This is a genomic window from Streptomyces sp. NPDC030799, assembly GCF_055572255.1.
The window spans coordinates 132,064-150,838 of sequence record NZ_JBVIDS010000009.1 but is presented as its reverse complement, the minus strand read 5'-3'; the positions used below and the strand labels follow the sequence as shown (position 1 = coordinate 150,838).

Genomic DNA, 18,775 nt, shown 5'->3' with positions numbered 1-18,775 from the left:
GACGTCGAGCATCGGCCGGAACCGAACGATCCGTGACCACCGTGCGTACCTCCTTATGTCCTTCGAACGGTGGACACACGCGTGTGTGCGGCACAATGAGCTGTGCCCGAAGATGGTCCAACTCTCAAATGACGGAATCGGCGTGATGAGCAAGACGACAGTCAACGACGTCTCCACGGAGTCCGGTCCCGAGCGTGCCGCCGACGGCCCGCGCACAGCGGGCGGCAGCCGCGCCTTCGCCCTGCTGCTGCTGATCACCGGCGCGGCCGGACTGCTGGCCGCCTGGGTCATCACCATCGACAAGAACAAGATCCTGGAGGCGAAAGCCGTCGGGAAGACGTTCACCCCGGGGTGCAGCGTCAACCCGATCGTGTCCTGCGGCAGCGTCATGGAGAGCAAGCAGGCGGCCGTCTTCGGCTTCCCGAACCCCATGCTCGGCCTGGTCTGCTACGGCATCGTCGTCTGCGTCGCCATGAGCCTGCTGACCCGCGCCCGCTTCCCCCGCTGGTACTGGCTGACCTTCAACTTCGGCACGCTCTTCGGTGTCTGCTTCGTCACCTGGCTGCAGTACCAGTCCCTGTACTCGATCAACGCGCTGTGCCTGTGGTGCTCACTGGCCTGGGTCGCCACGATCACCATGTTCTGGTACGTGACCTCGTTCAACGTCCGCAACGACTTCCTGCCGGCCCCGCGTTGGCTGAAGTCCTTCTTCGCCGAGTTCACCTGGGTCGTGCCGGTCACCCACTGCGGCGTCATCGTGATGCTGATCCTGACCCGCTGGGGCAGCCATCTGTGGGCCTGACCCCTGGCCCGGTCCCGTTGTCAGTGCGGTGATTTAGGGTCTTCCATGTGGAACCCGACTTGTTCACCGCCGCGGCAGAAGAACGCCAGGAGAAGGATCCGGCAGCGAGCCCCCTGGCGGTGCGGATGCGCCCGCGCACCCTCGACGAGGTCGTGGGCCAGCAGCATCTGCTGAAGCCCGGGTCCCCGCTGCGCCGGCTGGTCGGCGAGGGCTCCGGCGGTCCCGCAGGACCGTCCTCGGTGATCCTCTGGGGCCCGCCCGGCACCGGCAAGACCACCCTCGCCTATGTGGTCTCCAAGGCGACGAACAAGCGGTTCGTGGAGCTGTCCGCGATCACCGCGGGCGTCAAGGAGGTCCGCGCGGTCATCGACGGCGCCCGCCGCGCCACCGGCGGCTTCGGCAAGGAGACCGTCCTCTTCCTGGACGAGATCCACCGCTTCAGCAAGGCCCAGCAGGACTCCCTGCTCCCGGCGGTCGAGAACCGCTGGGTGACCCTGATCGCAGCCACCACCGAGAACCCGTACTTCTCGGTGATCTCGCCTTTGCTGTCCCGTTCGCTCCTGCTGACCCTCGAACCGCTCACCGACGACGACATCCGGGGCCTGCTCAAGCGTGCCCTGACCGACGAGCGCGGTCTGAAGGACGCCGTCACCCTCCCCGAGGACACCGAGGAACACCTGCTGCGCATCGCCGGCGGTGACGCCCGCCGGGCGCTGACCGCCCTGGAGGCCGCCGCCGGAGCCGCCCTGGACCAGGGCGAGAGCGCGATCAGCCTGCAGACGCTGGAGCAGACGGTCGACCGGGCCGCGGTGAAGTACGACCGCGACGGCGACCAGCACTACGACGTCGCCAGCGCCCTCATCAAGTCCATCAGGGGCTCCGACGTCGACGCGGCCCTGCACTACCTGGCCCGCATGATCGAGGCCGGCGAGGACCCCCGCTTCATCGCCCGCCGTCTGATGATCTCCGCCAGCGAGGACATCGGCCTGGCCGATCCGAACGCCCTGCCCATCGCCGTCGCCGCGGCCCAGGCCGTCGCGATGATCGGCTTTCCCGAGGCCGCCCTCACCCTCAGCCACGCCACCATCGCCCTCGCGCTCGCCCCCAAGTCCAACTCGGCGACCACCGCGATCGGCGCCGCCATGGAGGACGTACGCAAGGGCCTGGCCGGCCCGGTCCCCCCGCACCTGCGCGACGGGCACTACCAGGGCGCCGCCAAGCTCGGCCATGCCCAGGGGTACGTGTACCCGCACGACCTGCCCGAGGGCATCGCCCAGCAGCAGTACGCACCGGACGCCCTGAAGGACCGCGAGTACTACACCCCGAGCCGGCACGGCGCCGAGGCGCGGTATGCGGACGCCGTGGAGTGGACCAGGAAGCACCTCGGTCGCAGACGGTCCTGAGCGCCCTGTAGAATTCCCCGAAGTGCTGAGTCCCGTGCTGTCAGAGCGGGACAGCCAGCCGGAGCCCCATCCTCCCCGGATGGACTCCAGGAGCGTCGCGCACCGTCGAACGGTGTCGCGGGCAGCCCACCACCACCCGAAGTCACGGGACCGGTCGGTGGGCCACTCGCGTGCTGCACGTATGTGCCCAGACCAGGGAAGCGGCTGCCCGGCAGGTCCCTTGGGACCCGGCGGGTTTTCCCGGCTGCGGATGCGACCTCCCTAACCCTGACGAGCCGAACACTACGAAAGAGACGAAAGACAGTGGCGAACCAGTCCCGCCCCAAGGTCAAGAAGTCGCGTGCCCTCGGCATCGCGCTGACCCCGAAGGCCGTCAAGTACTTCGAGGCCCGTCCCTACCCGCCGGGTGAGCACGGCCGTGGCCGCAAGCAGAACTCGGACTACAAGGTCCGTCTGCTGGAGAAGCAGCGTCTGCGCGCGCAGTACGACATCTCCGAGCGCCAGCTGGTCCGCGCCTACGAGCGCGCGTCCAAGGTCCAGGGCAAGACCGGTGAGGCCCTGATCGTGGAGCTCGAGCGCCGTCTCGACGCCCTGGTCCTGCGTTCGGGCATCGCCCGCACCATCTACCAGGCCCGTCAGATGGTCGTCCACGGCCACATCCAGGTCAACGGCCAGAAGGTCGACAAGCCGTCCTTCCGTGTCCGCCCGGACGACGTCGTGCAGGTCCGCGACCGCTCCAAGGACAAGACGCTCTTCCAGATCGCCCGCGAGGGTGGCTTCGCCCCCGAGGGTGAGACCCCGCGCTACCTGCAGGTGAACCTCAAGGCCCTGGCGTTCCGCCTGGACCGCGAGCCGAACCGCAAGGAAGTTCCGGTCATCTGCGACGAGCAGCTCGTCGTCGAGTACTACGCCCGCTGACCCCGGTCACGGCGTAAGTCCTCAGCCCGCCGTCTCCCCGCCCGGCCCTGCCGGGCGGGCGAGGCGGCGGGTTTGTTTTTCTCTCAATGACCGCGCCGCGTTGCGCCTCGTCCGCGCCCGGACCGGTTGTCCCGCCCTCCTGCGGCACCGCCCCGCGCGGAGCCGGAGGTCCGGTCAGCGGCTTGTCCGCCCTCGCCCGAGCCCACGCCCTGGCCGCCTTCGCCGCCCTCCTGCGGCACCGGCCCGCGCGGAGCCGGCAGTGCGTCCAGCGGTCGTACACCGCGGTGCCCGAGCGCGCGGGCCACGGCCTCCGCCCGGTCCAGCCGGGAACCCTCCCGCACGCACTCCTCGTACCGCGCGTCCCCCAGCGCCTGCCGGGCCAGTGCCTCGCAGCGCTCGTGCGGGGCGTTGAAATAGGCCGAGCCGAACAACGGCAGCCCCACGGACGGCCAGATCCGGCCCGCCGCCCCCTGGAGCACCGCCGCCTCGGCCGCGTCCCCCTGCGCCACGGTCACCAGCGCCAGCAACTCCATGGACAGCACCGAGCCGAGCAGGTCGTGGAAGGCATGGACGTTGCGCAGGCAGTCAGCGAGCAGCTCCCGCGCCCTGCCCTGGTCGCCGTCCTGCCAGGCCGCGTACGCCAGCACGTACTGCGCGTACGACCGCGCCCAGCGCTCCCCGTGGTCCTCGCACACCCGGCGCACGTCCTCGCACAGCCGCACCGCCTCCGGCAGGTCCCCCTGGAAAGCCCGCGTCATCGCCAGCTCCACCTGCCCCATCAGCACGTTGCTGTTGAGTTCGCCGATCTCCTGATAACGGCACAGCGCCGACCGCAGCAGCGTTTCTGCGCGGGCCATGTCATCGGTGACCAGGGCCAGACAGCCGGTGCGGTGCTCCGCGTACGCCACCGCCGCCGGATCCGCGGCCCGCTCCGCCTGCTCCCGGCACTCCTGCAGCGCCGCCAGGGCCGGCACGGTGTCGCCCTGGAGGATCGCCACATACCCGAGCACCCACAGCGCCTTCAGTCGCGACTGCTCGTACCCCGAATCCAGCTCCAGGCAGCAGGTCAGCCAGCGGCGGCCCTCCGCGAGCCGCCCGCAGCCGACCCAGCAGAACCACAGGGACCCGGCCAGGTACTGGCCGAGATGGGTCCCTTCCGGCTCCGCCAGACAGCACTCGATGGCCGCCCGCAGGTTGGGCAGCTCCGCTTCGACCCGCGCGGCGACCTCGCCCTGCCGGGGCGAGAACCAGTCGAGCTCGCAAGAGGTGGCCAGGCCCAGGTACCAGTCCCGGTGCCGCCTGCGCAGCCGCCCCGCGTCCCCGATCCCCTCCAGCCACTCGGCGCCGTAGGCCCGGACCGTGTCGAGCATCCGGTAGCGGGGGCCGGCCGGGGTCTCCTCACGGGTCACGACGGACTGGGCCAGCAGTTCCGACAGCACGTCCAGGACGTCCTCGGCGGGCAGCCCGTCCCCGCTGCAGACGTACTCGGCCGCCTCCAGGTCGAAGGTCTGCGCGAACACCGAAAGACGCGCCCACAGCAGCCGTTCGGCGGGCGTGCACAGCTCGTGGCTCCAGCCGATCGCCGTGCGCAGTGTCTGGTGGCGGGCCGGGGGTCCCCCGGGGACGGAGCGCGCTCCGGAACCGGTGGCCAGCAGCCGGAACCGGTCGTCCAGCCGCTGCAGCAGCTGCGCCGGGGACAGCGCCCGCAGCCGCCCGGCCGCCAGCTCCAGCGCCAGCGGGATCCCCTCCAGGCGCCGGCACAGCTCGCGCACCTCGGGACCGTCGGACAGCTCCAGCCCCTGCTCCCGGGCCCGGTCGGTGAACAGCTCCACCGCCTCGTCCTCGCCGAGCGGCGCCAGCGGAAGCAGCCGCTCGCCCGCCAGCCCCAGCGGGCGCCGGCCCACGGCCAGCACCCGCAGCCGCGGCAGCCTCCGCAGCAGGTCGGCCGTCAGCCCGGCACAGGCCTCCACCAGGTGCTCGAACCCGTCCAGCACCAGCAGGGCCGGACGGCCGGCGAAATGCTCCAGCAGCGTCTCCCGGGGCGTCCGGGCGGTGTGGTCGGTCAGCCCCAGCGCCTCCGCGACCGCGTACTCCACGAACTGCGGATCGCGCACCGGCGCCAGCTCCACCCGCCCGGACCCCGACTCCCACCCGGCGGCGACCCGCGCGGCCAGCCGGGACTTGCCGACGCCGCCGACCCCGGTGACGGTCACCAGCCGGGCCCGGCCGAGAGCGGCGGTCAGCTCGGCGAGTTCGGCCGAGCGCCCGACGAACGTGGTCAGTTCCAGGGGCGGATCGCCGTCCGGGAAGGGATCTGGGCGCTGAGGACCTCGCATGGGACACGGAGCGTACTGAAGTGTGTTCATTGCGTACAATCGCTTCCCGCAACTCCGCCCCCGCGGCCCGGGTAATCCGGTACGGAGCCCCGCCCCCGGCGCGATAGGCTCGGACACGACTTTTCGATGGTGAGGCACGTTTCAGGGAGCGGGTGCGCACAGTGTCCGGTGGAGAGGTGGCCGGGATCCTGGTGGCCGTCTTCTGGGCGATCCTGGTCTCCTTCCTCGCGGTGGCTCTCGCGAGGCTGGCCCAGACGCTCAAGGCGACGACCAAGCTCGTGGCGGACGTGACCGACCAGGCCGTCCCGTTGCTGGCCGACGCCTCCCAGGCGGTGCGCTCCGCGCAGACCCAGATCGACCGCGTCGACGCGATCGCCTCCGACGTCCAGGAGGTCACGTCGAACGCCTCCGCGCTGTCGAGCACGGTCGCCTCCACCTTCGGCGGCCCGCTGGTGAAGGTCGCGGCCTTCGGCTACGGCGTCCGCCGGGCGCTGGGCGGCCGCAAGGAGGACGTGCCCGCGAAGGCGCCCCGGCGTACGGTGATCGTGGGCCGCACGGTCCCCGCCGCACGACGCAAGCGGAAGTAAGGACTGAGACCGAGCGATGTTCCGCCGTACGTTCTGGTTCACCACCGGTGTCGCCGCCGGCGTGTGGGCCACCACCAAGGTCAACCGCAAGCTGAAGCAGCTGACCCCGGAGAGCCTCGCCGCGACCGCGGCGAACAAGGCCCTGGAGACCGGTCAGCGGCTCAAGGACCGTGCGGTGGGCTTCGCGCTCGACGTCCGCGACAACATGGCCCAGCGGGAGGCCGAGCTGGAGGAGGCCCTCGGGATCCACGAGAACCCCGAACTCCCCGCACCCAGGCGGCAGGCCGCCATCGAGGCCGACCGCAGCAACAACCGCAGCAACCCGAAGTACATCGAAGCCCCGATGTACTCGTACAACCGGAATGAGGACCACTGATGGAGTCGGCCGAGATTCGCCGCCGCTGGCTGAGCTTCTTCGAGGAGCGCGGGCACACCGTCGTCCCTTCGGCGTCGCTCATCGCGGACGACCCGACTCTGCTCCTCGTCCCCGCCGGCATGGTGCCCTTCAAGCCCTACTTCCTGGGTGAGGTCAAGCCGCCGTTCCCGCGCGCCACCAGCGTGCAGAAGTGCGTGCGCACGCCCGACATCGAAGAGGTCGGCAAGACCACGCGCCACGGCACGTTCTTCCAGATGTGCGGCAACTTCTCCTTCGGCGACTACTTCAAGGAAGGCGCCATCAAGCTCGCCTGGGAGCTGCTCACCACGCCCCAGGACAAGGGCGGTTACGGCCTGGAGCCGGAGAAGCTCTGGATCACCGTCTACAAGGACGACGACGAGGCCGAGCGCATCTGGCACGAGGTCGTCGGGGTGCCGAAGGAGCGCATCCAGCGCCTCGGCATGAAGGACAACTACTGGTCCATGGGCGTCCCCGGCCCGTGCGGCCCCTGCTCCGAGATCAACTACGACCGCGGCCCCGAGTTCGGCGTCGAGGGCGGCCCCGCCGTCAACGACGAGCGGTACGTGGAGATCTGGAACCTCGTCTTCATGCAGTACGAGCGCGGCGAGGGCATCGGCAAGGACAACTTCGAGATCCTCGGGGACCTGCCGAGCAAGAACATCGACACGGGCCTCGGCCTGGAGCGGCTCGCCATGATTCTGCAGGGTGTGCAGAACATGTACGAGATCGACACCTCCATGGCCGTCATCGAGAAGGCCACCGAGCTGACCGGCGTCCGCTACGGCGACGCCCACGCCTCGGACGTGTCCCTGCGTGTGGTCACCGACCACATGCGTACGGCCACCATGCTCATCGGCGACGGCGTCACCCCCGGCAACGAGGGCCGCGGCTACGTCCTGCGCCGCATCATGCGCCGTGCCATCCGCAACATGCGTCTGCTGGGCGCCACCGGTCCGGTCGTCAAGGACCTGATCGACACCGTGATCCAGATGATGGGCCGGCAGTACCCCGAGCTGATCACCGACCGCGAGCGGATCGAGAAGGTCGCCCTCGCCGAGGAGAACGCCTTCCTCAAGACGCTGAAGGCCGGCACCAACATCCTCGACACCGCCGTCACCGAGACCAAGCAGGCCGGCTCCACCGTCCTGCCCGGCGACAAGGCGTTCCTGCTCCACGACACCTGGGGCTTCCCGATCGACCTCACCCTGGAGATGGCCGCCGAGCAGGGCCTCTCCGTGGACGAGGACGGCTTCCGCCGCCTGATGAAGGAGCAGCGGGAGCGCGCCAAGGCCGACGCCCAGTCCAAGAAGACCGGCCACGCCGACATGGGCGCCTACCGTGAGATCGCCGACACCGCCGGCGAGACCGACTTCATCGGCTACTCCGACACCGAGGGCGAGTCCACGATCGTCGGCATCCTGGTCGACGGCGTCTCCTCGCCGGCCGCCACCGAGGGCGACGAGGTCGAGATCGTCCTCGACCGCACCCCGTTCTACGCCGAGGGCGGCGGCCAGATCGGCGACACCGGTCGCATCAAGGCCGACTCCGGTGCCGTCATCGAGGTCCGCGACTGCCAGAAGCCGGTCCCGGGTGTGTACGTCCACAAGGGCGTCGTCCAGGTCGGCGAGGTGACCGTCGGGGCCAAGGCCCACGCCTCCATCGACGCCCGCCGCCGCAAGGCCATCGCCCGTGCCCACTCGGCCACGCACCTGACGCACCAGGCCCTGCGCGACGCCCTCGGCCCGACGGCCGCCCAGGCCGGTTCCGAGAACCAGCCCGGCCGCTTCCGCTTCGACTTCGGCTCCCCGTCCGCCGTCCCGACGGCCGTGATGACCGACGTCGAGCAGAAGATCAACGAGGTGCTGGCCCGCGACCTCGACGTGCACGCCGAGGTCATGGGCATCGACGAGGCCAAGAAGCAGGGCGCCATCGCCGAGTTCGGCGAGAAGTACGGCGAGCGGGTCCGCGTCGTGACCATCGGCGACTTCTCCAAGGAGCTGTGCGGCGGCACGCACGTGCACAACACCGCCCAGCTGGGCCTGGTGAAGCTGCTCGGCGAGTCCTCCATCGGCTCGGGCGTCCGTCGTATCGAGGCCCTGGTCGGTGTGGACGCCTACAACTTCCTCGCCCGGGAGCACACGGTCGTCAACCAGCTGACCGAGCTGCTCAAGGGCCGCCCGGAGGAACTGCCGGAGAAGGTCTCCTCGATGCTCGGCAAGCTGAAGGACGCCGAGAAGGAGATCGAGAAGTTCCGCGCCGAGAAGGTCCTCCAGGCCGCCGCCGGTCTCGCCGAGTCCGCCAAGGACGTCCGCGGTGTCGCCGTGGTGACCGGCCAGGTCCCGGACGGTACGACCCCGGACGACCTGCGCAAGCTGGTTCTCGACGTGCGCGGCCGCATCCAGGGCGGCCGGGCCGCCGTGGTCGCCCTCTTCACGGTCAACAACGGCAAGCCGCTCACGGTCATCGCCACCAACGAAGCCGCCCGCGAGCGCGGCCTCAAGGCCGGTGACCTGGTCCGTACCGCCGCAAAGACCCTCGGTGGCGGCGGTGGCGGCAAGCCGGACGTCGCCCAGGGCGGCGGCCAGAACCCGGCCGCCGTAGGCGAGGCCGTCGACGCTGTCGAGCGCCTGGTCGCCGAAACCGCCAAGTGACGACTGAGTAAGGAAACGGCCGGACATGCGCAGAGGACGTCGACTTTCGATCGACGTCGGGGACGCCCGTATCGGGGTCGCCTCGTGCGACCCCGATGGGATCCTCGCCACACCGGTGGAGACCGTCCCCGGCCGGGACATCCCCGCCGCCCACCGCCGCTTGCGGCAACTGGTGGAGGAATACGAACCGATCGAGGTCGTCGTAGGCCTCCCTCGCTCCCTCAAGGGGGGTGAGGGCCCGGCCGCCGTCAAGGTCCGCGCCTTCGCCCAGGAGCTGGCCAAGGGCATCAAGCCGGTCCCGGTGCGCCTGGTGGACGAGCGGATGACGACCGTGACGGCCAGTCAGGGACTGCGTGCCTCCGGTGTGAAATCCAAGAAGGGCCGGGCCGTCATCGACCAGGCCGCCGCCGTCATCATCCTGCAGCAGGCTCTCGAATCCGAACGGGTGTCAGGTAAAGCACCCGGCGAGGGCGTCGAAGTGGTCATCTGATCGCGATACGGTAACGTTCCGCGCGATGCGCCGGTGTTCGAACAAGCGGCGCACAGCAAAGAGGCGGAACGGAAGCGAGGCCCACCGGCCACGTGACCGGTCGGCCTCGCGGCTCTAGGGGATCGATGACTGAGTATGGCCGGAGCCCAGGCTCCCAACCGTGGCATCCGCAGGACCCGTTGTTCGGGGACGGCGGATGGGAAGGGCAGCAGACCCACATGGGTCAGCAGTCTGCCTACGGCGGCCAGCCGCAGCACCACCCGCAGCAGCCGCAGTACGGCGACTGGAGCCAGGAGCAGCAGTCCGGGTACGGCCACGAGCACTACCAGGTCTACGGCGAACAGGGGCAGCAGCAGTTCACCGGCCACACCCAGCAGCAGTACCAGCACCACGGCGGCTGGGACGCGACCGGCACCCACGGCCAGGCGCCGTACGCCGCCGACCCCGGTGACCCGTACGGCCAGCAGCCCGTCGCGTACGGCGGGGAGCAGCCCGACTTCTACGGGACCGAGGACGCCTACCCGCCGCCGCAGCCCCCCGGCCGCAGGCGCACCGAGGCCGAACCCGAGCCGGAGACCGCGCCCGCCGAGGAGGAGCACCCCTTCTTCGCCGGAGGCGGCGGCGAGGACGACGAGGGTGAGGAGCACGAGCTCCAGAGCCGCCGTGACCGGCGCGGCAAAGGGAAGAAACCCGCCAAGAAGGGCCAGAAACGTCGCACCGGCTGCGCCTGTCTGGTGGTCTGCCTGGTGTTCGGCGGAGGCCTCGGCGGCGTCGGATACTTCGGCTACAAGTTCTACCAAAATCGTTTCGCCCCGGCCCCGGACTACGCGGGCGCCGGAAACGGCGAGCAGGTGACGGTCGAGATCCCCAAGGGCGCCGGGGGATGGGACATCGGCCAGAAGCTGCAGGAGGCGGGCGTCGTCAAGAGCGCCGCCGCGTTCGTGTCCGCACTGCAGGCGAACCCGGGGAACAAGTCGCTCCAGGACGGTGTGTACACCCTGGAGAAACAGATGTCCGCCGCGAGCGCGGTGGACCTGATGCTCAGCCCGAAGAGCCGCAGCAACCTGATCATCGCCGAGGGTCTGCGCAACACGGCGGTCTACAGCCTGATCGACAAGCGGGTCGGGGTGGCGGCCGGTACGACGGCGAGGGTCGCGAAGAAGGACTACAAGAGCCTCGGACTGCCCGCCTGGGCACTGGACCACGCGAACCTGAAGGATCCGCTGGAAGGGTTCCTCTACCCCTCCAGTTACGCGGTCACCAAGGGCCAGAAGCCCGAGGCCGTGCTCAAGGAGATGGTGTCCCAGGCCACCGCCAAGTACAAAGAGCTGGGCCTGGAGGACAAAGCCAAGGTGCTCGGCCTCGACGGCCCCTGGCAGCTGCTCACCGTGGCGAGCCTGGTGCAGGCCGAGGGCACGAGCCACGACGATTTCCGCAAGATGGCGGAGGTCGTCTACAACCGCCTCGAACCCGACAACCCGCAGACCTACGGGCGGCTGGAGTTCGACTCCACGTACAACTACGTGAAGAACCAGAGCAAGATCGACCTGAGCATCGCCGAGCTGCGCAAGTACAACAACCCCTACAACACCTACTTCTCCAAGGGGCTGCCGCCCGGCCCCATCGGAAACCCCGGCGAGGAAGCGCTCAAGGGCGCGCTCGACCCGACCCACGACGGCTGGTACTACTTCATCTCGATGGACGGAAAGACCAGCAAGTTCACCAAGACCCTCGAGGAGCACGAGAAGCTCGTCAACGAGTGGAACGCGTCCCGGAAAAAGAGCTGACGTCGGGTCGGTAGTCTTCGCCTGGACACAGAAGCTCAAGGACGGGTTCCATGGCATCGAAGGAAGCAGACGCCCGCCGGGCCGCCGTGCTCGGTAAGCCCATCGCCCACTCCCTCTCGCCGGTGCTGCACCGGGCCGCGTACGACGAGCTGGGGCTCACCGAGTGGTCGTACGACCGCTTCGAGATGGACGAGGCCTCTCTGCCCGGCTTCTTCGAGAAGCTCGGGCCGGAGTGGGCGGGACTGTCGCTGACCATGCCGCTGAAGCGGGCGGTCATCCCGCTGCTGGACGAGATCAGCGAGACGGCCGCGTCCGTCGACGCGGTCAACACGGTCGTCTTCACCGAGGACGGCCGCCGGATCGGCGACAACACCGACGTACCCGGCATGGTGGCCGCGCTGCGCGAGCACGGCATCCAGCAGGTCGACTCCGCCGCGATCCTCGGCGCCGGCGCCACCGCCTCCTCCGCTCTCGCCGCCCTGGCCCGGATCTGCACCGGGGAGGTCGTCGCCTACGTCCGCAGCGAGGCCCGCGCCGCCGAGATGCGCCAGTGGGGCGAACGGCTCGACGTCGAGGTGCGCACGGCGGACTGGGCGGATGCCGCGCAGGCGCTGCGTGCCCCGCTGGTCGTCGCCACCACCCCAGCCGGCACCACCGACGCCCTCGCCGCTGCCGTACCCGAGCGTCCCGCCACCCTCTTCGACGTGCTCTACGACCCCTGGCCCACCGAGCTCGCGGCCCGCTGGTCCATGTTCGGCGGCGCCGTGGTCAGCGGGCTCGACCTGCTGATCCACCAGGCCGTCCTTCAGGTCGAGCAGATGACCGGCCGCTCCCCGGTGCCCCTGGAGGCCATGCGCCACGCCGGTGAGAAGGCACTCGCCGCGCACTGACCGCCCGCCGGTACGTCCGTTTACTGGACCGGCGGCCTGACAACGGCCGGCTCGTGGGAGGATCGGAGGTGGCGGGCCGGGGTCGCGCACCCGGTCGCGCCGTCGCCGTACGCGTGGATGAGCGTACGCAGGGCAGTACCGGGCGCGAACACTGAGGAGCACCGTTGAGCAGGCTGCGTTGGCTGACCGCGGGGGAGTCCCACGGTCCGGCACTTGTCGCGACGCTGGAGGGGCTTCCCGCCGGCGTGCCGATCACCACGGACATGGTGGCGGACCACCTGGCGCGGCGGCGGCTCGGTTATGGCCGCGGTGCGCGGATGAAGTTCGAGCGGGACGAGGTCACCTTCCTGGGCGGTGTCCGGCACGGTCTGACCCTCGGTTCCCCGGTGGCGATCATGGTGGGGAACACCGAGTGGCCCAAGTGGGAGCAGGTCATGGCGGCCGACCCGGTCGACCAGGAGATCCTCGACGGGCTCGCCCGTAACGCGCCCCTGACCCGCCCGCGGCCCGGCCATGCCGACCTGGCGGGCATGCAGAAGTACGGCTTCGACGAGGCCCGGCCGATCCTGGAGCGCGCCTCCGCGCGGGAGACGGCGGCCCGGGTGGCGCTCGGCGCGGTGGCCCGCTCCTACCTGAAGGAGACGGCCGGTATCGAGATCGTCTCGCACGTCGTCGAGCTGTGCTCCGTGAAGGCTCCGCAGGGCGTGTACCCCACGCCCGCCGACGTCGAGAAGCTGGATGCCGACCCGCTGCGTTGCCTGGACGCGGACGCGTCGAAGGCGATGGTCGCGGAGGTCGACCAGGCTCACAAGGACGGCGACACGCTCGGCGGCGTGGTCGAGGTGCTGGCCTACGGCGTTCCGGTCGGCCTCGGCTCGCATGTGCACTGGGACCGCAAGCTGGACGCCCGGCTCGCCGGTGCCCTGATGGGCATCCAGGCGATCAAGGGCGTCGAGATCGGTGACGGCTTCGAGCTGGCCCGCGTGCCCGGCTCCAAGGCGCACGACGAGATCGTCAACACGCCCGAGGGCATCCGGCGCGTCTCCGGCCGCGCCGGTGGCACCGAGGGCGGCCTGAGCACGGGCGAGCTGCTGCGGGTGCGGGCGGCCATGAAGCCGATCGCGACCGTGCCGCGGGCCCTGCAGACCGTGGACGTCACCACCGGCGAGGCCGCCCAGGCCCACCACCAGCGCTCCGACGTCTCCGCCGTGCCCGCGGCCGGCATCGTCGCCGAGGCCATGGTCGCGCTCGTCCTCGCGGACGCGGTCGCCGAGAAGTTCGGCGGCGACTCCGTGCCCGAGACCCGCCGCAACGTGCAGTCCTACCTCGACAACCTGCAGATCCGGTGAGCGCCGTGCCTGCGGTCGTACTGGTCGGACCGATGGGCGTGGGCAAGTCCACCATCGGCCGGCTCCTGGCCGAGCGCCTCGGCCTCGGCTACCGGGACACCGACGAGGACATCGTGGCCGCCGAGGGGCGCACCATCGCCGAGATCTTCGTCGACGAGGGCGAGCCCGCCTTCCGGGCGATCGAGAAGCGGGCGGTGCATGCCGCGCTCGCCGAGCACGGGGGCGTCCTCGCGCTCGGTGGCGGAGCGATCCTGGACGCCGACACGCGCGCCCTGCTCGCCGGGCACCGGGTGGTCTACCTCTCGATGGACGTGGAGGAGGCCGTCAAGCGCACGGGTCTGAACGTGGCCCGGCCGCTGCTCGCGGTCAACCCGCGCAAGCAGTGGCGCGAACTGATGGAGGCGCGGCGGCACCTGTACGAGGAGGTCGCCACCGCCGTCGTACCAACGGACGGCCGTACCCCCGAAGAGGTCACCCGAGCAGCCCTCGACGCACTGGAGTTGAAGGAAGCATGAGCGAGTCAGTCACTCGGATCCAGGTCGCCGGTTCGGCGGGCACCGACCCCTACGAGGTGCTGGTCGGCCGGCAACTCCTCGGTGAGCTGGCCGGCTTGATCGGGCCGAGGGCCAGGCGGGTCGCGGTGATCCATCCCGAGGCGCTGGCCGAGACCGGTGACGCGCTCCGCGCGGAGCTGGCCGAGCAGGGCTACGAGGCGATCGCCATCCAGGTGCCGAACGCCGAGGAGGCCAAGACCGCCGAGGTCGCCGCCTACTGCTGGAAGGCGCTGGGCCAGTCGAACTTCACCCGCACCGACGCGATCGTGGGTGTGGGCGGCGGCGCGACGACGGACCTGGCCGGGTTCGTGGCGGCGACCTGGCTGCGCGGGGTGCGCTGGATCGCCATCCCGACGACCGTCCTCGCGATGGTGGACGCGGCGGTCGGCGGCAAGACCGGCATCAACACCGCCGAGGGCAAGAACCTGGTGGGCGCCTTCCACCCGCCGGCCGGTGTGCTGTGCGACCTGGCCGCGCTGGACTCCCTCCCGGTCAACGACTACGTCTCCGGACTCGCCGAGATCATCAAGGCCGGTTTCATCGCCGACCCGGCGATCCTGGAGCTGATCGAGGCGGACCCGGAGGCGGCCCGCACCCCGGAGGGCCCGCACACGGCGGAGCTGATCGAGCGCTCGATCCGGGTGAAGGCCGAGGTCGTCTCCAGCGACCTGAAGGAGTCGGGTCTGCGGGAGATCCTGAACTACGGTCACACGCTCGGCCACGCCATCGAGAAGAACGAGCGCTATCAGTGGCGGCACGGCGCCGCGGTCGCGGTCGGCATGCACTTCGCCGCCGAACTGGGCCGCCTGGCGGGCCGTTTGGACGATGCGACGGCGGACAGGCACCGCACGGTCCTCGAATCTGTCGGCCTGCCCCTGCACTACCGCTACGACCAGTGGCCCAAGCTGCTGGAGACGATGAAGGTCGACAAGAAGTCCCGCGGCGACCTGCTGCGCTTCATCGTCCTGGACGGCCTGGCCAAGCCGACCGTCCTGGAAGGCCCCGACCCGGCCGTCCTGCTCGCCGCGTACGGCGAGGTCGGGCAGTAGGTCCCCGACTGTTGCGTCCGTCCGATTCCCTTTCCGGAACGGGCACTTCGAGCCGCCCCCGGTCGTTTCACCAAACGACGGCCGGGGACGGTACCGTTCGGCAAGCAGCGGGTTAACCTCTGCTACCAGCACGAATTGCCTGTACGAGACGGAGTGGCAACGGATGCAGCACGCAGTGGGGTCTCCGCTGCCGCCGCCCCACCAGCCGGGGCAGATGCCGCATGTCGGCTGGGCGTCGGCCGCGCACCACCCGGGCCCGCGCCCGGGAGCCTCCCAGGGGCCCGCCCCCGTTCCTCCGCCGCCGGTCTTCCCGGCCCCGGCCGGTGCCGTCCCGCCGACGCCCCCGCAACCTCCCGCGCCCCAGTCCCCGGCCCCGCAGCCCGCCGCGCCGCCGGCCCCCGACACCACCGGCCATGTCCCGCTGCCGCCGGGCGGCCCCGTGGGCGTCCCCATGGCGCCGCCGGCTCATGCCGCGGCCCCCGACCCGGCGACCACCACGCTGGCCGTCCTGCTGATCGGCCCGGCCGGCGCGGGCAAGACCAGCGTCGCCAAGTACTGGGCCGACCACCGCCGCGTGCCCACCGCGCACATCAGCCTGGACGACGTGCGCGAATGGGTCCGCTCGGGCTTCGCCGACCCCCAGTCCGGCTGGAACGACAACTCCGAGGCCCAGTACCGCCTGGCCCGCCGCACCTGCGGTTTCGCCGCCCGCAACTTCCTCGCCAACGGCATTTCCTGCATCCTGGACGACGCCGTCTTCCCGGACCGCCCGGTCGTCGGCCTCGGCGGCTGGAAACGGCACGTCGGCCCCGGCCTGCTCCCGGTCGTCCTCCTGCCGGGCCTGGACATCGTCCTGGAGCGCAACGCCGAGCGCACCGGCAACCGCCGCCTCACCGACGAGGAGGTCGCGCGCATCCACGGCCGCATGGCCGGCTGGTACGGCTCGGGTCTCCCGATCATCGACAACTCCCAGCTCGATGTTCCGGGCACGGCGAGGGTCCTGGACGAGGTCCTGTCGAGAGCGATAGCGAGCCCACCGAGCTGGTGAGCGGGGAGAACGCGCACCACCCCTCACCTGCCCCGCAGCCCCACTCGGCCCCCACGAATCGGCACAATCGGCACAAAACTCCTACGCTCATCTCATGTCAGAGGTGTACGCGACCCGCCGATCCCGGCTGAGAGACCACTTCACCGCGGCCGGCACCGCGGCAGCGCTCGTCACCCGCCCGGCCAACGTGCGCTACCTCGCCGCCGCAGCCCCGCAGGGCTCCGCACTGCTGCTCGGCAAGGGCGAGGATCTCCTCGTCTGCGCCGGCCCGCCCGACGACCGCCCCTACGAGGGCCGGCCGGACGAGAACCTGCGCCTGCACGTCCTGCCCGCCGGGGGTGACGCCGCCGTCGCGGCGGCCGACCTCGCCGCAGCCCAGGGTGCCGATTCACTGGCGGTGGAGGAACACCACCTCACCGTGGCCCGGCACAGAGCCCTGGCCTCGGTCGCCCCGCGTCTCCGCCTCACCGACCTCGGCGGAGCCGTCGAGCAGCTCAGGGTGGTCAAGGACGAGGAGGAGATCTCCTGCCTCCGCATCGGCGCCGAGATCGCCGACCAGGCCCTCGGTGAGCTGCTGGAGTCCATCCTGGTCGGCCGTACCGAGCGGCACCTCGCGCTGGAGCTGGAGCGCCGTCTGGTGGACCACGGGGCCGACGGACCCGCGTTCCCCACCTCGGTGGCCACCGGGCCGAACTCCGGCCGCCGCGGCCACCGCCCCACCGACCGGCGCGTGGAGGAGGGCGACTTCCTCACCGTGTGCCTGGGGGCGACCTACCGCGGCTACCGCTGCGAGATCGGCCGCACCTTCGTGATCGGCACCTCGCCCGCCGACTGGCAGATCGAGCTGTACGACCTCGTCTTCGCCGCCCAGCGCGCCGGACGCGAGTCCCTGGCACCCGGCGCCGGATACCGTGACGTGGACCGCGCTGCGCGCCAGGTACTGGACTCGGCCGGCTATGCGGAGGCCCTGCCACCGCTCACCGGACACGGCGTCGGACTCGAAATCGACGAGGACCCGCAGTTGGCGCCCGCGGCCATGGGTAAACTGGACGCTTGCGTGCCGGTCACCGTCGAACCGGGGGTCCACCTCCCGGGCCGGGGCGGCGTCCGGATCGATGACACGCTCGTCGTACGCCCCGAGGCGGACGGCGGACCCGAGCTACTCACCATCACGACCAAGGAGCTGCTCGCGCTCTAGCCTCGCGCTGTGCGCATGCCCCGGGGTCGTACGTCAGTCCAGGAGATTCCGCAACCGTGGCTTCCACGAACGACCTCAAGAACGGCATGGTGCTCAAGCTCGAAGGCGGCCAGCTCTGGTCCGTCGTCGAGTTCCAGCACGTCAAGCCCGGCAAGGGCCCGGCATTCGTGCGCACCAAGCTCAAGAACGTGCTCTCCGGCAAGGTCGTCGACAAGACCTTCAACGCCGGCGTCAAGGTCGAGACGGCCACTGTCGACAAGCGCGACATGCAGTTCTCGTACATGGACGGCGAGTATTTCGTCTTCATGGACATGGAGACCTACGACCAGCTGCACATCGACCGCAAGGCCGTCGGTGACGCCGCCAACTTCCTCGTCGAGGGCTTCACCGCCACCGTCGCGCAGCACGAGGGCGAGGTCCTCTTCGTCGACCTGCCCGCCGCGGTCGAGCTGACCATCGCCGAGACCGAGCCGGGCGTCCAGGGCGACCGCTCCACCGGTGGCACCAAGCCCGCCACCCTGGAGACCGGCCACCAGATCCAGGTCCCGCTCTTCATCACCACCGGTGAGAAGATCAAGGTCGACACCCGCACGAGCGACTACCTCGGCCGGGTGAACAGCTAACCGTGGCTGCCCGCAACACGGCCCGCAAGCGCGCCTTCCAGATCCTCTTCGAGGGCGACCAGCGCGGCGCCGACGTCCTGACGGTCCTCGCCGACTGGGTCCGGCTCTCCCGGTCCGACACCCGGCAGCCGCCGGTCAGCGAGTACACGATGCAGCTGGTCGAGGGCTACGCGGAACACGCGCGGCGGATCGACGAGCTGATCGCCCAGTACGCGGTCGGCTGGACGCTCGACCGGATGCCGGTCGTGGACCGCAACATCCTGCGGCTGGGCGCGTACGAGCTGATCTGGGTCGACGAGACCCCGGATGCCGTCGTCCTGGACGAGATGGTGCAGCTGGCCAAGGAGTTCTCGACGGACGAGTCGCCCTCGTTCGTGAACGGTCTGCTGGGCCGGCTGAAGGAGCTCAAGCCTTCGCTCCGCCGGGATTAGCCGTCGAAACGAGGGGCGCCGTGGGACTGCGGCAGCCCGGGTGACCTGCGGGTCGTCCGTGGTTGCTCGGCAGTCCCCGCGCCCCTCGGGCATGTTCGCGCCCCTGGCCCCCCCGAGGCGCCGCCACCGTCGTGAAAAAGCCGCCGGGGGGGGGGGGGGGGCGGGGGGTGTCGGTGCCCCCACATGGCAATTTCTCTTCTCTTCCCCCCACGGCTGCCCCCACCCCCTTTCCTCCCCACCCCTCTGAAGATATCTTTCACCA

Annotated in this window: 17 protein-coding genes; 16 read left to right on the top strand and 1 reads right to left on the bottom strand. The window is 70.6% G+C overall.

Going from position 1 to position 18,775, the window contains the following annotated elements:
• The first annotated feature begins 145 nt into the window (after positions 1-145).
• The 3 genes from ACZ41I_RS23280 to rpsD all read left to right on the top strand — a co-directional run bounded on the left by ACZ41I_RS23280 (position 146) and on the right by rpsD (position 3,123).
• Positions 146-802 carry a vitamin K epoxide reductase family protein gene (locus ACZ41I_RS23280; RefSeq protein ID WP_468514954.1) on the top strand — a complete coding sequence of 219 codons (657 nt, stop codon included), beginning with the start codon at positions 146-148 and terminating at the stop codon, positions 800-802.
• A gap of 47 nt (positions 803-849) precedes the next feature.
• Positions 850-2,205 carry a replication-associated recombination protein A gene (locus ACZ41I_RS23275; protein ID WP_363216424.1) on the top strand — a complete coding sequence of 452 codons (1,356 nt, stop codon included), beginning with the start codon at positions 850-852 and terminating at the stop codon, positions 2,203-2,205.
• A gap of 303 nt (positions 2,206-2,508) precedes the next feature.
• On the top strand, positions 2,509-3,123 hold the full coding sequence (gene rpsD, locus ACZ41I_RS23270) for a 30S ribosomal protein S4 (RefSeq protein WP_228618885.1): 615 nt from the start codon (positions 2,509-2,511) through the stop codon (positions 3,121-3,123).
• 83 nt (positions 3,124-3,206) lie between these two features.
• On the opposite strand, the gene ACZ41I_RS23265 is transcribed toward rpsD, so the two are convergent.
• On the bottom strand, positions 3,207-5,459 hold the full coding sequence (locus tag ACZ41I_RS23265; protein WP_468514953.1) for an ATP-binding protein: 2,253 nt from the start codon (positions 5,457-5,459) through the stop codon (positions 3,207-3,209).
• 152 nt (positions 5,460-5,611) lie between these two features.
• Here ACZ41I_RS23265 and ACZ41I_RS23260 point away from each other — a divergent pair, with 152 nt between their 5' ends.
• The 13 genes from ACZ41I_RS23260 to nusB all read left to right on the top strand — a co-directional run bounded on the left by ACZ41I_RS23260 (position 5,612) and on the right by nusB (position 18,513).
• A complete protein-coding gene (locus ACZ41I_RS23260; RefSeq protein WP_363216422.1) occupies positions 5,612-6,046 on the top strand; it encodes a DUF948 domain-containing protein in 435 nt (144 codons plus the stop codon).
• Positions 6,047-6,062: 16 nt separating this feature from the next.
• Complete coding sequence (locus ACZ41I_RS23255) at positions 6,063-6,422, top strand: hypothetical protein (RefSeq protein ID WP_363216421.1); 360 nt, start codon at positions 6,063-6,065, stop codon at positions 6,420-6,422.
• The gene (gene alaS, locus ACZ41I_RS23250; protein WP_363216420.1) at positions 6,422-9,094 is read left to right on the top strand and encodes an alanine--tRNA ligase; all 2,673 of its coding nucleotides are present in this window, start codon (positions 6,422-6,424) and stop codon (positions 9,092-9,094) included. Before ACZ41I_RS23255 ends, alaS begins: the two co-directional genes overlap by 1 nt.
• Before the next feature lie 25 nt (positions 9,095-9,119).
• Positions 9,120-9,584: a Holliday junction resolvase RuvX gene (gene ruvX, locus ACZ41I_RS23245; protein ID WP_023552096.1), complete on the top strand. Its 465-nt coding sequence runs from the start codon at positions 9,120-9,122 to the stop codon at positions 9,582-9,584.
• 125 nt (positions 9,585-9,709) lie between these two features.
• Positions 9,710-11,371 carry an endolytic transglycosylase MltG gene (gene mltG, locus ACZ41I_RS23240; protein WP_399771363.1) on the top strand — a complete coding sequence of 554 codons (1,662 nt, stop codon included), beginning with the start codon at positions 9,710-9,712 and terminating at the stop codon, positions 11,369-11,371.
• A gap of 50 nt (positions 11,372-11,421) precedes the next feature.
• Complete coding sequence (locus tag ACZ41I_RS23235; RefSeq protein WP_363216418.1) at positions 11,422-12,261, top strand: shikimate dehydrogenase; 840 nt, start codon at positions 11,422-11,424, stop codon at positions 12,259-12,261.
• A gap of 164 nt (positions 12,262-12,425) precedes the next feature.
• A complete protein-coding gene (aroC, locus tag ACZ41I_RS23230; RefSeq protein WP_468514952.1) occupies positions 12,426-13,610 on the top strand; it encodes a chorismate synthase in 1,185 nt (394 codons plus the stop codon).
• On the top strand, positions 13,607-14,125 hold the full coding sequence (locus ACZ41I_RS23225) for a shikimate kinase (protein WP_363216416.1): 519 nt from the start codon (positions 13,607-13,609) through the stop codon (positions 14,123-14,125). Before aroC ends, ACZ41I_RS23225 begins: the two co-directional genes overlap by 4 nt.
• Entirely contained in the window at positions 14,122-15,213 is a 1,092-nt protein-coding gene (gene aroB, locus ACZ41I_RS23220) for a 3-dehydroquinate synthase (protein WP_468514951.1), read from the top strand. The genes ACZ41I_RS23225 and aroB overlap by 4 nt, the downstream gene beginning before the upstream one ends.
• A gap of 163 nt (positions 15,214-15,376) precedes the next feature.
• On the top strand, positions 15,377-16,261 hold the full coding sequence (locus ACZ41I_RS23215; RefSeq protein WP_363216413.1) for a Pro-rich N-terminal domain-containing protein: 885 nt from the start codon (positions 15,377-15,379) through the stop codon (positions 16,259-16,261).
• A gap of 94 nt (positions 16,262-16,355) precedes the next feature.
• Complete coding sequence (locus tag ACZ41I_RS23210) at positions 16,356-17,459, top strand: aminopeptidase P family protein (protein ID WP_399771373.1); 1,104 nt, start codon at positions 16,356-16,358, stop codon at positions 17,457-17,459.
• A 56-nt stretch (positions 17,460-17,515) separates the two neighbouring features.
• Positions 17,516-18,082: an elongation factor P gene (efp, locus tag ACZ41I_RS23205; protein WP_363216411.1), complete on the top strand. Its 567-nt coding sequence runs from the start codon at positions 17,516-17,518 to the stop codon at positions 18,080-18,082.
• A gap of 2 nt (positions 18,083-18,084) precedes the next feature.
• Positions 18,085-18,513 carry a transcription antitermination factor NusB gene (gene nusB, locus ACZ41I_RS23200; RefSeq protein ID WP_399771377.1) on the top strand — a complete coding sequence of 143 codons (429 nt, stop codon included), beginning with the start codon at positions 18,085-18,087 and terminating at the stop codon, positions 18,511-18,513.
• Positions 18,514-18,775: the final 262 nt, after the last annotated feature.